The 13766-nt window shown below is 58.9% G+C and carries 11 protein-coding genes; 7 read left to right on the top strand and 4 right to left on the bottom strand.

From position 1 onward, the window contains the following. Window positions 1-15: 15 nt before the first annotated feature. The 3 genes from PH552_RS02475 to PH552_RS02465 are packed head-to-tail and all read right to left on the bottom strand — an operon-like array spanning window position 16 to window position 2592. The gene (locus PH552_RS02475) at window positions 16-669 is read right to left on the bottom strand and encodes a methionine ABC transporter permease (RefSeq protein ID WP_112342008.1); all 654 of its coding nucleotides are present in this window, start codon (window positions 667-669) and stop codon (window positions 16-18) included. Then, window positions 650-1801: a methionine ABC transporter ATP-binding protein gene (locus PH552_RS02470; protein WP_285165444.1), complete on the bottom strand. Its 1152-nt coding sequence runs from the start codon at window positions 1799-1801 to the stop codon at window positions 650-652. The genes PH552_RS02475 and PH552_RS02470 overlap by 20 nt, the downstream gene beginning before the upstream one ends. Next, entirely contained in the window at window positions 1789-2592 is an 804-nt protein-coding gene (locus PH552_RS02465) for a MetQ/NlpA family ABC transporter substrate-binding protein (RefSeq protein ID WP_113248679.1), read from the bottom strand. Before PH552_RS02465 ends, PH552_RS02470 begins: the two co-directional genes overlap by 13 nt. Window positions 2593-3290: 698 nt before the next feature. Here PH552_RS02465 and PH552_RS02460 point away from each other — a divergent pair. Together PH552_RS02460 and PH552_RS02455 are read left to right on the top strand one after the other, a co-directional pair. Beyond that, on the top strand, window positions 3291-4493 hold the full coding sequence (locus PH552_RS02460) for an efflux RND transporter periplasmic adaptor subunit (protein ID WP_183764474.1): 1203 nt from the start codon (window positions 3291-3293) through the stop codon (window positions 4491-4493). 3 nt (window positions 4494-4496) lie between these two features. After that, window positions 4497-7601 carry an efflux RND transporter permease subunit gene (locus tag PH552_RS02455; protein WP_183764477.1) on the top strand — a complete coding sequence of 1035 codons (3105 nt, stop codon included), beginning with the start codon at window positions 4497-4499 and terminating at the stop codon, window positions 7599-7601. A 171-nt stretch (window positions 7602-7772) separates the two neighbouring features. On the opposite strand, the gene PH552_RS02450 is transcribed toward PH552_RS02455, so the two are convergent. Continuing rightward, window positions 7773-8444 carry a GntR family transcriptional regulator gene (locus PH552_RS02450; RefSeq protein WP_183764480.1) on the bottom strand — a complete coding sequence of 224 codons (672 nt, stop codon included), beginning with the start codon at window positions 8442-8444 and terminating at the stop codon, window positions 7773-7775. A 337-nt stretch (window positions 8445-8781) separates the two neighbouring features. Between PH552_RS02450 and PH552_RS02445 the strand changes: the two genes are divergently transcribed. Genes PH552_RS02445 through atzD form a run of 5 tightly spaced genes read left to right on the top strand, consistent with a single transcriptional unit; the run spans window position 8782 to window position 13765 of the window. After that, window positions 8782-9909: a BMP family ABC transporter substrate-binding protein gene (locus tag PH552_RS02445; RefSeq protein WP_183764499.1), complete on the top strand. Its 1128-nt coding sequence runs from the start codon at window positions 8782-8784 to the stop codon at window positions 9907-9909. Window positions 9910-9928: 19 nt separating this feature from the next. Further along, window positions 9929-11059: an ABC transporter permease gene (locus tag PH552_RS02440; RefSeq protein WP_113248674.1), complete on the top strand. Its 1131-nt coding sequence runs from the start codon at window positions 9929-9931 to the stop codon at window positions 11057-11059. Further along, window positions 11059-11985 carry an ABC transporter permease gene (locus PH552_RS02435; protein ID WP_183764660.1) on the top strand — a complete coding sequence of 309 codons (927 nt, stop codon included), beginning with the start codon at window positions 11059-11061 and terminating at the stop codon, window positions 11983-11985. The genes PH552_RS02440 and PH552_RS02435 overlap by 1 nt, the downstream gene beginning before the upstream one ends. 11 nt (window positions 11986-11996) lie before the next feature. Next, the gene (gene biuH / locus PH552_RS02430; protein ID WP_113248673.1) at window positions 11997-12710 is read left to right on the top strand and encodes a biuret amidohydrolase; all 714 of its coding nucleotides are present in this window, start codon (window positions 11997-11999) and stop codon (window positions 12708-12710) included. Continuing rightward, window positions 12710-13765: a cyanuric acid amidohydrolase gene (gene atzD, locus PH552_RS02425; protein ID WP_113248672.1), complete on the top strand. Its 1056-nt coding sequence runs from the start codon at window positions 12710-12712 to the stop codon at window positions 13763-13765. The genes biuH and atzD overlap by 1 nt, the downstream gene beginning before the upstream one ends. Window position 13766: the final 1 nt, after the last annotated feature.

Here is a 13766-nt window from a genome sequence, read left to right as displayed (position 1 = left end):
TATCGAACTTCCACATCATCGGGCGCGCAGATAGCGGACAGCGCTGTCACCGGCAAATTGCACCAGGCAGACCAACGCGATCAGGACGACGATCACGGCCGCCATGACGGTCGTATCGAAGCGTTGGTAGCCATAACGGATGGCCATGTCCCCCAAACCACCCGCACCGACCGCGCCCGCCATGGCAGAAGCGCCAATGACGCTGACGAGCGTGATCGTAAAACCGCCGATGATGCTGGGCAGCGCTTCAGGAATCAGCACATGCCGGACGATGTGCCACCGCCGGCACCCGATCGCCTGCGCCGCTTCGATGAGGCCGGGATCGACTTCGCGAAGACTGACCTCGGCAATTCTGGCGAAGAATGGGGTGGCACTGATGGACAAGGGCACCGCAGCCGCCCAGACCCCGATGGTCGTCCCCGTGATCAGCCGGGTGAGCGGCAGCAGCGCGACGAGCAGTACGATGAACGGCGTGGCGCGAAAGCCGTTGATGATCGCTGCCAGCACGCGCTGCGTTTTCGGAGCCTCGATCAGCCCGCCGGGCTGGGCAAGCACCAGAAACACGGCAAGTGGAATGCCTGCCGCAAAGGCGATCAGCGAGGAGACACCGACCATCACAATCGTGTCGAGCAACGCCTGCCACAGGCGTTCATACATCATCGCCGACATAACCTAATATCCTGACTTGATGAGCGAGATTTTCCAGACCCCTCGGCACCGTCGTTGTCGCCCCCTTGACGGAAATGAGCAGGCGACCATTCACATGTCCCTGAATGCGGTCGAGCGCACTCTGCAGGACCCGCGTCGATGCACCGAGAGCATCGGCGATCGCTGCGACATCTGGCTCCAAGCCGCCCTGTCCGGTATAAGACAGTTCCATGATCGTCCGCCGCGTCTCCCGATCCGGCTGAGCGCGGAGTCGACTTTGGACATCTTCGGGGATGTCGCGGTTCAATGGTTGAAGCAATGCCCGCGTTGCCGGATGGGTCGGATTTCCGAAGACTTGCCAGACAGGGCCGGCTTCGGCAACGCTTCCCTCGTCGAGAACCAGAACCTGGTCACAGATCTCACGGATGACGCTCATCTCATGCGTGATGAGAATGATCGTCAGATTGAGCCGGCGGTTGATGTCCTTGAGAAGCGCAAGTATCGAAAGAGTCGTTTCCGGATCGAGTGCGGACGTGGCCTCGTCGCAGAGCAGGATCTCCGGCCGGTGAACCAGTGCCCTCGCGATGCCAACGCGCTGCTTCTGTCCGCCCGACAGCCGTGACGGGTAGGTCTTTTCCTTGCCCTCAAGCCCGACGAGCGACAGAACCTCCGCGACCCTCTCCTCGATTTGGCGCTTCGGAACGCCCGCAACGACCAGCGGGAACGCGACATTGCCCCAGACGGACTTCGACGACAGGAGATTGAAGTGCTGGAAGATCATTCCGATCCTGCGGCGAAGCCCAACAAGCCCGTTTTCGTCGAGCGACGAGACATCGACGCCATCCACCGTCACGCGTCCGCCGGTCGGCCGTTCCAGACGGTTGATCGTGCGAAGAAGGCTCGATTTGCCTGCGCCGCTCCGACCGATGATGCCGTAGATCGATCCGGCAGGCACGTCGATGGAAATGCCGCGAAGCGCGTGCACCTCGCCTGCCGACGACTTGTAGCGCTTCTCGACATCAGCAAACGAGACGGTGCCGACATTTTGTCCCGGAAGAGCTCGCTCCGCCGGGACTGTTGCGATTGCCGGAGCCTCCGGCTTGTCGCCTTCCGCTTCTGAAAAGCGTCGTGCCGTTGCGTTCAATGTACCCATGGCAGTGTATAGAGCTTGGGGTCCGAGGCGAACGCCTTGTCGATGGCACCCTTCACGGCGTCCGATTTCTGATAGAGATCAACCAGTTCCTTGATGCCAGCATCATCGACCTTCGCCGACTGCACTGCGAAGACGATTGCGAACTGCTTGTCGTCAACGCCGGAATAGAGCAATCCCGAGCTCGGATTGAACGCCTTCGACGCGACGATGAAGTGCGGGTAGCCCTGCGCGAGATCGACGTCTGCGGTCACGCGGGAGAGCTGCGGCCCTTCGACCTCTTTGAACGTGAGGTGCTTCGGATTGTCGGTGATGTCGTCAAGCGTCCCCTTGAATCCGACGCCATCCTTGAGCTTAAGGAGGCCCGCCTTCTGCAGGAGAAGAAGTCCACGTCCCTGGTTCACGGGATCGTTGGCGATCGCGACGGTACCTTTGTCCGGGATCTCGTCGAAGCTCTTATGCTTGAGGGAATAGAGGCCGATATTTGCAAGCACACCGATGCCGGCGCTCTTGAAATCATATCCTCGTTCCTTGATGGCATTGTTCAGGAATGGCTGATGCTGGAAATAGTTCACGTCGATGTCGCCTGACTGCAGGGCGATGTTCGGCGTGGTCCAGTCGGTGAATTCGACGACCTGGATGTCGAGCCCCTTCGCCTTCGCCTCGGGGACCAGTGCCTCGATGGAGTCGGCATAAACCCCTGGGACGACGCCCACCTTGATCGTTTCGGCGCTAACGCTGCCCGCCAAAGTCAATGCCGCGAGCGCGACGATTCCTGCAATATACTTTCTCATGGATGTCCTCAGTTGATTTGGCCCGAAGCTATTGTCCATGAAAGCAGTAGACAAAGCAGATTTTACCGACAGGGAACGCAGTCTGGGAATAATTTTTCAGCACAGCAACAGAACCAGACGACAAAGCGGCCAGGTTCGCTTATGCGAGCCTTCCCGCGATTGTCAGCCAAAACCTTAATCCAAGCTGTTCCGTGATGAACCGCGCGCTTGGGGCAATCTGCTGGAGCTGCGCGTTTACGCTGAAATACCTGTCGGCGCCTCGTTATTGATAGCGGTCGAAAGAACTTTCGGCTGAGCTTGGCGTCACCTATCTTGATCCCGGTTCGCATTTTGCATCATGCGCGGGGCGGCGACGTAACCTTCCACTGCCTAAGCCGGCCCATTTGCGGATTCAACTCAGGGTAAGTGTGATTCTTGTCGCGAGCCTGTCCTTGCGCGCCCATGTGTTCCCAGCGGCAATCAACACCAACCTACCAAACTGTATAGATGCGTGACGACATCTTTCACATTACCGTTTGCCTACCAAGTCGCATCGCTCCCGTTTCAGTGGACCGGAGCAAATATGGAACCAGCTGACGCATCGATCCAGGCCGAATGAACTAGCTGAGCCTTCGATTGTCGACCAACGCCGATCGGCCTTCCGGCACCAATGTCGGGAGACCCACGGCTGCGTCTCATCAAGCCGGAGAACGAGGAATATGGAAAACGAAAGACATGACAAGCGCGGCGCATTCACAGGGTTGGTCCGGCAAGCAAGAGCCGGGGCGGCGTTGGCAGCATTCATCGTCGCCGGGGCATTTCTCGCGGACACGCTTTTCACCAGTATCTCAGACGCCGCGGACCAACCGTCGTCTTCCACCTCAGCGGTCCCGGTCGAACTTGCGAAGGTCACGATCGAAGACTTTCCCGTTTATCTCAGCGGACTGGGAACGGTCCAGCCCTTCAACACCGTCGCGGTGAAGACCCGCATCGACGGCCAATTGCAGAAGGTCTTTTTCACGGAGGGCCAGACTGTCAAAGAGGGCGATCTCCTCGCTCTGATCGATCCCAGACCCTTCCAAGCGGCTGTGGACCAAGCCGCCGCGAAAATCCAACAGGATGAAGCTGATATCGAGAACGCTCAGTATCTGCTCGCCAAAGACCAAAAGCTCATCAAGCAAGGCGTATCAACCGACGAAACGGTCGAGACCCAACAAAGCCAAGTAAACCAGCTTCTTGCGCAGCTCGCCCAGGACAAGGCGGCAAAGGAGGCTGCTGACGTCTCCCTTTCCTACACGGAAATTCGCTCGCCCATCACGGGGAGAACGGGGATCCGGCTCATCGATGCCGGCAATCAGGTTCACGCCTCGGACGCGACTGGGATTGTCACGGTAACCCAGACCCAGCCCATTTCCGTTGTCTCGACGCTCCGAGAGCAGGACTTGCCTGGAGTTCTGACGGCAATGAGCCAGGGCGCCGTTCAGGTATCCGCACTCCCGAGCGACAGCTCGATGGTGCTCGATAACGGAGTGCTAGCCCTCATCGACAATCAGATTGATGCTGACAACGGCACGGTGAAGCTCAAGTCGACGTTCCCCAACGTCAACGGAACGCTGTGGCCCGGCCAGTTTGTCATCCTGCGCGTTCTCCAGAATACCCTTAAGAACGCAACCACCATCCCATCGTCTGCGCTGCAACGCGGCCCTGATGGCTTTTACGTTTACGTTGTCGGCGCGGATAACAAGGCTGAGGAACGCAAGGTGCAACCGGGGCCCATCAACGGTGGGCGCGCGGTCGTCGTCTCCGGCCTCGCAGGCACCGAGCGGGTCATCAGCGACGGCCAGTACAGGGTGAAGAACGGCTCTCTTGTCTCGGCAGCCGTGACAACGCAGCTATCAAACAACGTCGGCAAGGGGAACTGATCGATGTCGATTTCTTCCTGGTTCATAAAGAAACCGATTGCAACCTCATTGCTGATGGTTGGCCTGTTTACCCTGGGGGTCGTGGCATATCCATTGCTGCCGATCGCCCCGCTTCCGCAAGTCGACTTCCCGACGATCCAGGTATCGACCCAGCTTCCGGGAGCCGACCCCAAAACCATCGCGTCGTCCGTGACACAGCCGCTCGAACGCCAGTTCGGGCAGATACCTGGTGTCGCCCAGATGACGTCCAGCAGCACGCTGGGCAGCAGCGCGATAACGCTTCAGTTCGACCTATCGAGAAACATCGATAGCGCCGCCCAGGATGTTCAGACAGCGATCAATGCCGCATCGGGACAACTCCCATCCGGGCTCCCCTCCCCGCCGACCTACCGCAAGGTAAACCCGGCTGATCCGCCGATTATGATTCTGGCCCTTACCTCAGACACGCTTCCGCTCACCAAGGTCGACGATTTCGCCGAGAACGTGCTTGCCCAGCACATCAGCCAACTAAATGGGGTCTCGCAGGTCCTTGTCTTCGGTCAGCAAAAGCCGGCGGTGCGAATACAGGTCGATCCTGGAAAGATCGCTTCCTTGGGGATCTCCATGGAAGATGTCCGAAGCGCGGTGAGCACTATCACAACCGACGCTCCGAAAGGTAGCATCCAAGGTGCGGACCGGACTTACACCATCTACGACAACGACCAGCTATTGGACGCAGCGCCCTGGAATGACGCGATCATCGCCTACAAGAATGGCGGGCCGATACGAGTTCGCGACATCGGCGAAGCGGTCGATGGCGCTGAGAACAATCAGCTTGCGGCATGGGCCAACGGAAAACCGGCGATCATCCTGCCGATTTTCAAACTGCCCGGCGCGAACGTTATCGACACTGTCGATCATATCAAGGAAATCCTACCCCAGTTGCAGGCGATCGCTCCGGCGGCGCTGAATGTGTCGATCCTCAGCGACCGGACTGTTACCATTCGCGCGTCTGTCTTGGATGTCGAAAAAACACTTCTGATTACGATTGTGCTGGTTGTTGTCGTCATCTTTGTTTTTCTTCGCAACTTCTGGGGAACTGTCATACCCAGTGTTACCGTTCCCCTCGCGCTGATGGCAACGCTCGCGCTGATGTACGTCGCCGGGTTCAGTCTCGACAATCTGTCGCTTATGGGACTGAGTATTGCTGTCGGTTTTGTCGTCGACGACGCAATCGTCATGGTCGAGAATATTCACCGGCACATGGAGATGGGAAAAAGCCCTTTTCAGGCGGCACTAGACGGCTCGGCCGAGATTGGTTTCACAATCATTTCCATCAGCCTTTCTCTCGTCGCCGTGTTCATCCCGCTTCTATTGATGGGCGGTATCGTCGGCGAACTGTTCCGTGAATTCGCAATCACTGTAACAATGACCATTGCCGTCTCGGCAGTCGTTTCATTGACAATTACCCCAATGATGAGTTCCCGGTTCCTGAAAGCAGACAAGGCTGACGGCCATGGGCGGCTCTATCTGCTTTTCGAGGACGCATTCGACCGTATGCTGTCCGGCTACGAATACACGCTCGATAAGGCATTGCGTCATCATCGTGTGACGTTTGCTTTTTTCCTCCTGTCCCTTGCCGCGACAGGCTATGTCTTCGTAGAGATACCAAAGGGGTTCTTTCCAATCCAGGACACGGGTCTGATCACCGGGGTGCTTGAAGCCTCACAGGACATTTCGTTCGCGAAAATGTCCGCGCTCCAAGTAGAGGCTGGAAAGATCGTCCAAAGCGATCCTGCCGTCGCGAGCACCAGCATGCAGGTCGGTGGAGGTTCTGGCTCCACGGTCAACATGAGCCGGATGTTCATCACCCTGAAGCCTCTCGATCAGCGAGATGCTTCCGCGTCGCAGGTGATCGACAGGCTTCGGCCCCGGTTGCAAGAACTTGAGGGCGCTCAGCTCTTCCTGCAGTCCGCGCAGGACATCAATATTGGCGGCAGAAGTTCTGCGACACAGTTTCAATACACGCTGCAGGACGGTGATCCCGCCGAACTCAATGAGTGGGCCGGCAAGCTTCTCGCAAAGTTCCGGTCGCTACCCGAAATCACAGACGTCGCCACAGACCAGCAGAACGCCGGCACGACGGTTACCCTCGCGATCGATCGCGATAAGGCCTCCCGCTATGGGATCGCTCCGCAGCTTATCGACAACATCCTCTATGACGCTTTCGGACAGCGACAAGTCACCCAGTACTTCACCGATTTGAACAGCTATCATGTCATCTTGGAGATTGCTCCCGCTCTTGGTGGCTCGCCATCATCGATTGATGACCTATATGTCAAATCGCCATTGACTGGTGAGCAGGTCCCCCTGAATGCCCTTGTAAAGCAAACGACCGAGCCGACCGCAGTCCTGGCAGTCAACCATCAAAGTCAGTTTCCATCCGTGACCTTGTCGTTCAATCTGTCGAGTGGGATCGCTCTCAGCCAGGCCGTCTCTGCCATCCAAGCTGCAGAGAAGCAAATGGGAACGCCTGCCACATTGATTGGCTCGTTTCAAGGCAACGCCCAGGCGTTCCAGTCGTCCCTGGCGTCCGAGCCGTTGCTCGTGCTTGCAGCGATCGCCGTAATCTATCTTATCCTTGGCGTCCTGTACGAGAGCTACTTCCACCCTCTTACCATCCTGTCGACGTTGCCGTCTGCCGGCTTGGGTGCATTGTTGATGCTGTGGATTTTCGGTTTCGGATTCACCGTAATTGCCCTTATCGGGGTTATCCTTCTGATCGGTATCGTGAAGAAGAACGGCATCATGATCGTCGATTTCGCGGTGGAAGACCAAAGAAACAACGACTCATCACCCGAAGAAGCGATCCGGAAAGCTTGTCTTCTGCGCTTCCGTCCCATCATTATGACGACGAGCGCCGCCTTGCTTGCCGGTATTCCCTTGATGCTCGGCCATGGAACCGGCTCCGAGCTTCGTCAACCGCTGGGATACTCGATTGTAGGCGGTCTCGTGATCAGCCAGATCATGACGCTATACACGACACCGGTCGTTTACCTCTACCTCGAACGACTAAGCAGGATGGTCAGTGCGAAAGATCGAGCTGCAGAAGCCGCTCAATCCCACTGAGTCGAGGGACGGCATCTTGCGGTAATCGCCGGCGGGCGCGTTGTATTGCGCCCGTCGATATCTGCGTTGAGCATGGTGTCGTCGAGACACGAAGCCGGGCGACATCACTTTCGGCTTCGCCGTCATGTCCTGTGACCCCTATGGGCTGGCGGTCACCTGGACCCCAAATCGCTAACGATGTTCGACAAAAGCAACGCTGGCATCGCTGACGATGGCGACATGCGAATAGGCTGCCTGCCTGGCCGCCTGAGCGTTTGCGCGCATGATTGCTGTGACGATGATGTCGTGCTCATCGAAGGACTTGGCGAGACGTCCGGGAAGGCGGAATTGTGCGCGACGGAAGGGGGCAAGCCGGGCGCGCGTTTGCGTCACCAGCTCGAGAATATGGTCGTTATGCGCGCCGCGATAGAGCTGGTTGTGAAATTCGACATTGTATGTGGCATAATCTTCCTCGGCGCCGGCACGCACCAGCCGGGCGGAAGCGTGATGTTGGCGCTCGAGGGTGCGACGTTCATCGACGGTCATTCGTTCCGCCGATAAGCGCGCGCAAATGGCTTCGAGCTCCGCCATTGCCTCAAACATCGAATGCAGATAGGCACCACTAACGTTCGTCACAACAGCGCTACGGTTCGGTTCACGGCCAACGAGACCCATCGCGCCAAGTTCGCGTAACGCTTCGCGAACCGGGGTTCGTGATACCTCGAAGCGGGCCGCGAGTGTAATTTCGTCAAGCTTCTCGCCAGGCAAGAGCGCTCCCGTTACGATCATATCGGCCATCGCCCGCACCATCTGTTCGACGGTCGTTCCTGGCCTCACAACTTCCTTACGCTTGATCTGCTTCACAGAAATAGGCGAATCCTCAGTTCGTGCATACAGATGTATGCGCGAACGACCCAAAGTCAATCGTCAATTTAATCTGTTGTTTTTCAATGATATTTTTCAACAGAAAACCTCAATCATATCACTCGTCGCGGCGTGCCTTTCAATTTAAAGACTAAAAAAAGTGCATTGCTCATTTTAGGGCATTATTTCAAGAAAATCTGCATACACTTTTTGCTCTCGAGATCTCCATTGGATTTTAGCGCAATAATATCATTAGCTTAACATCTGGCATGGTGATTGCATACACTTTCATGTGATCCTTTCTACGAACCGGGCTCCAGCCCCAAGGAGCATTCCCATGACCAGACTCCTTCACATGAATCGCCGCAACTTTCTCCGGGCTTCGGCTGCAGGCGCACTCACCAGTGTCGCGCCGGGCCTTCTGTCATCTCGCGCCTACGCCCAGACCGCCCTCACCGTCGGCTTCATCTATGTCGGCCCAAAAGATGATTATGGCTACAACCAGGCCCATGCCGAAGGCGCTGCCGTCGTCAAGGCGCTCCCTGGCGTCACGGTAGTCGAAGAAGAAAACGTCCCCGAGACCGTCGACGTTCAAAAAACGATGGAATCGATGATCAATCTTGACGGCGCCACGCTGATCTTCCCGACGTCATTCGGCTATTTCGATCCGCATATGCTGGCCATGGCCGCGAAATATCCCAACATCCAGTTCCGCCATTGCGGCGGCCTCTGGCAGGCCGGTAAGAACCCGGACAATACCGGTTCCTATTTCGGTTACATTTTCCAGGGCCAGTATCTGAACGGCGTGACTGCCGGTTATACCACGAAGAGCAAGAAGATCGGCTTTGTTGCAGCCAAGCCGATCCCGCAGGTTCTGCAAAACATCAACGCCTTTCTGCTCGGTGCGCGCTCCGTCGATCCGGCCATCACCTGCCAGGTGATCTTCACGGGCGAATGGTCACTGGCCGTCAAGGAGGCCGAGGCCACCAACGCGCTGATCGACCAGGGGGCGGATGTCATCACCTGCCATGTTGACAGCCCGAAGGTCGTCGTCGAAACCGCCGCCGGCCGCGGTGCCTTCGTCTGCGGCTATCACGCCAACCAGAGCCCCCTTGCTCCGGCGAAGTATCTGACTGGCGCGGAGTGGGCCTGGGGGAATGTGTACTCCGACTTCGTCAAGAAGGCACAGGCCGGCGGAAAGCTCGGCAATTTCGTTCGCGGCGGCCTGAAGGATGGCTTCGTCAAGATGAGCCCGCTCGGCCCTGGTGTGTCCGATGAACCCCGCAAGAAATTCGAGGCGACGCTTGCCGAGATGATGGCGGGAAAATTCTCGGTCTTCAAAGGCCCGATCAAGGACAATAAGGGCAATGTCGTCATCACCGCGGACAAGAGCTTCGCCGAGGACGCAATCGAACTCGAAAGCATGAACTATCTCGTCGAAGGCGTTGTCGGTTCCACGGCCTGATTATCGAGGGAGAACCGTCATGACGGTTGAAGTCAACGAGCCCGCATTGTCCATCGCTCAGCTGAGGCGGGCGCAGCTACGCCCGGCCCTCGAATGGCTGGCGCGACGAGCCGAGCCTGTGGTGATCACGCTTGGCGCAATCCTGGTCGGCCTCGCACTGTTCTCCCTCTTCATCCTGGCGGTCGGCAAATCGCCGGCCGACCTCTTTCGCTTCATGTATGCCGGCGGCTTCGGCAGCTGGTTTTCCATCCAGAACAGCTTGAGCCGCGCCTCCCCCTTGCTACTCACGGCGCTTTGCGTTGCGCTGCCGGCAAGGCTTGGCCTCGTCATCATCGGTGGTGAAGGCGCCGTCGTCCTCGGCGGCGTGGCGGCCGCGGCAATCGCACTGCCGGTCGTCGGCCTGTTGTCGCCGATCATCGTTCTTGTCCTCATGGCGTTTGCTGCCATGACAATCGGCGGCATCTGGATCGGTCTTGCCGGCTTCCTTCGCCACTATCGCGGCGTCAACGAAACCATCTCCTCACTGCTGCTCGCCTATATAGCCATCGCCTTGATGAACCAGTTCGTCGAAGGGCCGCTGCGCGATCCGGCAAGCCTCAACAAGCCCTCCACCAAGCCACTGCCACACGACTACATGCTCGGCAATATTCCAGGCATGGACGTGCATTGGGGCCTCGTCATCGGCATTATCGCCTGTGTTGTCTCGTGGATATTGCTCGAGATGACCAGCTACGGTTTCGCCGCTCGCATCGCTGGCGGCAATGTTCGCGCCGCGCAGATCCAGGGCTTGCCCGTGGGGCGGCTGATTGCCGGTTTCACGGCAATTGCCGGCAGCTTCGCCGGCCTTGCCGGCATGATCGAGGTCGCCGCGGTCCAGGGCAGCGCCAATGCTTCGCTTGCCGCCGGGTATGGTTACACCGGCATCCTTGTCGCTTTTCTGGCGCGTCACAATCCGCTTGCGATCATCCCGGTCGCCATCCTTCTCGGCGGCATCGATGCGTCCGGCGGCCTGATCCAGCGCCGCATGGACCTGCCCGACGCAACCGTCCTCGTTCTGCAGGGTACGCTCTTCATCGTCATCCTCTTTGGCGAAACCTTCTATGGCCGCTTCAAGATCTTCAATCCCGACCTCTGGAAAAGGAGCGCATGATGGACGATACCGCAATCGGTCTCTGGGGCGTGCCGCTCGCCATCCTCGCCGGCGCGATCCGCGTCTCGACACCCTTCATCTTCGTCAGCCTCGGCGAGACGATCACCGAACGTTCCGGCCGCATCAATCTCGGCCTTGAAGGTACGCTCGTTTTCGGAGCCATGACCGCCTATGCCTTCGCCGTCATGAGCGGCTCCCCCTGGCTCGGCGTGCTCGCCGCGATGGCAACCGGGGCGATCTTCGGCGCTGTGCACGGCTGGATCTGCAAATGGCCGAAGGTCAACGACATTGCCATCGGCATCGCCATGATGCAGTTCGGCCTCGGTCTCGCCTTCTTTCTCGGCAAGTCTTTCATCCAGCCTGTCGCGCCACACCTGCCGGCGATCCCCTTCGGTTTCTGGTCAAACCTGCAGCCGGTACAGGCAGCCTTGAACATCAATATCCTTTTTATTCTCGGTGCAGCTCTCGCCCTCGTCCTCTGGTGGGCATTCAGGAACACCAGGATCGGCCTCATGCTGCGCGTCGTGGGCGACAGCACGGACGCGGCACGCGCCATGGGCATTGACCCTGATCGTGTCCGGCTGCTGGCAACCGCGCTCGGCGGTTCGCTGGCTGCGATCGGCGGCGCCTATCTATCGCTCTACTATCCAGGTTCCTGGAACGAGCGCATCTCCTCCGGACAGGGCCTGATGGCCGTGGCATTGGTGATCTTTGCGCGCTGGAACCCGATCGGCTGCTTTGTCGCCGCACTTCTCTTCGGCGGCGCCGGCGCGCTTGGCCCAGCTTTGCAATCCGTCGGCGTGACGCAGGGATATTATCTTTTCTACGCCGCTCCGTACGTGTTGACGCTCGTCATCATGATCATCACCTCCTCGCCCACCCGTGCGCTTAGCGGCGCTCCCGGCGCGCTTTCGCTTACCAAATAGGAAGATCAGCCATGAACAGTCTCGCAGCCGCAGCCATCGGGCAGAAACTGACTTATATCGACGCCGATCCCTATCCCTGGCCCTATAACGGCGCCCTCAGACCGGACAACACAGCGCTCATCATCATCGACATGCAGACGGATTTCTGCGGGCCCGGCGGCTATGTCGATCACATGGGCTACGACCTTTCGCTGGTCCAGGCGCCGATCGAGCCGATCAAGGCCGTCCTGTCTGCCATGCGTACAAAGGGCTATCACATCATCCACACGCGAGAGGGTCATCGACCTGACCTCGCCGACTTGCCGGCCAACAAGCGATGGCGCTCGCAACGCATCGGCGCCGGCATCGGCGACAGCGGCCCCTGCGGCCGTATCCTCGTGCGTGGAGAACCCGGCTGGGACATCATTCCCGAGCTTTATCCGATCGAAGGCGAGGCAATCATCGACAAGCCGGGCAAAGGCTCTTTCTGCGCGACCGACCTTGAGCTGATTCTCAACCAAAAGCGCATCGAAAACATCATCCTGACCGGGATTACGACCGACGTCTGCGTCTCCACCACCATGCGCGAGGCGAATGACCGGGGCTTCGAATGCCTGCTGCTGGAGGATTGCTGCGGCGCGACCGATTACGGCAATCACCTTGCCGCCATCAAGATGGTGAAGATGCAGGGCGGCGTTTTCGGCTCGGTCTCCAATTCCAAGGCCTTGATCGAGGCATTGCCCTGATGCCTTCACTACGCGCCCACGTCTATCGCGTCGCCGCGCAAGGACCGGACGATACCTCCGGCGTCGAAGCGCTTCTTGCCGACGGTCTGGCGGCCAAGAATGTCGTGGCTATACTCGGCAAGACCGAGGGCAATGGCTGCGTTAACGATTTCAGCCGCGGCTATGCTACCCGCAGCTTCGAAACACTCTTTCGACAGCACGGTGCCGATGACGTCTCGTTCGTCATGTCCGGGGGGACGGAGGGGGCGCTCTCGCCGCACTGGACGGTGTTCGCGCGACAAGTGGTCGATGCGCCGGCCGAACGCGCACTGGCGATCGGGGTTGCGCGCACGCCTTCGCTGCCATCCCAACATCTCGGGCGGCGCGAACAGGTTCTGCTTGTGGCCGAAGCTGTGCGCGTAGCGATGCGCGATGCAGGCATCGACGACCCAAGCGACGTCCATTTCGTCCAGATAAAATGCCCGCTCCTCACGCTCAGCCGCATCAGCGCGGCTGAAGCCGAGGGAAAGACACTCGCCACCCGCGATACATTGAAATCGATGAGCCTGTCGCGCGGCGCATCGGCGCTCGGCGTGGCGGTCGCGCTGGGCGAGGTTGACGAAGGAGTGCTCCGCGACACCGACATCTGTCACAGCCATGAACTCTTCTCGCGCCGCGCCTCCGCCTCGGCCGGCGTTGAATTGACGGATCACGAAATCATCGTGCTCGGCATGAGCGATCGATGGTCGGGGCCGCTGGCGATCGACCACGCGGTGATGCGTGATGCCGTCGATGTAGCGGCCGTGCGCGAGGCATATGAGCGCCTGCCTGCCAACAGCCGCCTCGCTGCCGTTCTCGCCAAGGCCGAACCGGATCCCACCGGAAAGATTCGTGGCAAGCGCCACACGATGCTGGACGACTCCGATATCTCAGGCACGCGCCATGCGCGCGCCTTCGTTGGCGGCGTGCTCGCCGGCCTCTTCGGCATCACGGATCTCTACGTCTCCGGCGGCGCCGAACATCAAGGGCCTCCCGGCGGTGGTCCCGTCGCCATCATTGTCGAAAAGGAGCATTGAG

The organism is Rhizobium aureum (genome assembly GCF_030182495.1).
Taxonomy (GTDB): Bacteria; Pseudomonadota; Alphaproteobacteria; order Rhizobiales; family Rhizobiaceae; genus Rhizobium; species Rhizobium tropici_C.
The sequence above is the reverse complement of the archived record's forward strand: the minus strand, read 5'-3'. Positions and strand labels throughout refer to the sequence as shown.

Bases quoted from the DNA above. Each gene is read 5' to 3' on its own strand.
- PH552_RS02475 (WP_112342008.1), bottom strand. From the start codon at position 669: ATGTCGGCGATGATGTATGAACGCCTGTGGCAGGCGTTGCTCGACACG.
- PH552_RS02440 (WP_113248674.1), top strand. From the start codon at position 9,929: ATGACGGTTGAAGTCAACGAGCCCGCATTGTCCATCGCTCAGCTGAGG.
- PH552_RS02435 (WP_183764660.1), top strand. From the start codon at position 11,059: ATGGACGATACCGCAATCGGTCTCTGGGGCGTGCCGCTCGCCATCCTC.
- atzD (WP_113248672.1), top strand. From the start codon at position 12,710: ATGCCTTCACTACGCGCCCACGTCTATCGCGTCGCCGCGCAAGGACCG.
- PH552_RS02465 (WP_113248679.1), bottom strand. From the start codon at position 2,592: ATGAGAAAGTATATTGCAGGAATCGTCGCGCTCGCGGCATTGACTTTG.
- PH552_RS02455 (WP_183764477.1), top strand. From the start codon at position 4,497: ATGTCGATTTCTTCCTGGTTCATAAAGAAACCGATTGCAACCTCATTG.
- PH552_RS02460 (WP_183764474.1), top strand. From the start codon at position 3,291: ATGGAAAACGAAAGACATGACAAGCGCGGCGCATTCACAGGGTTGGTC.
- PH552_RS02445 (WP_183764499.1), top strand. From the start codon at position 8,782: ATGACCAGACTCCTTCACATGAATCGCCGCAACTTTCTCCGGGCTTCG.
- biuH (WP_113248673.1), top strand. From the start codon at position 11,997: ATGAACAGTCTCGCAGCCGCAGCCATCGGGCAGAAACTGACTTATATC.
- PH552_RS02470 (WP_285165444.1), bottom strand. From the start codon at position 1,801: ATGGGTACATTGAACGCAACGGCACGACGCTTTTCAGAAGCGGAAGGC.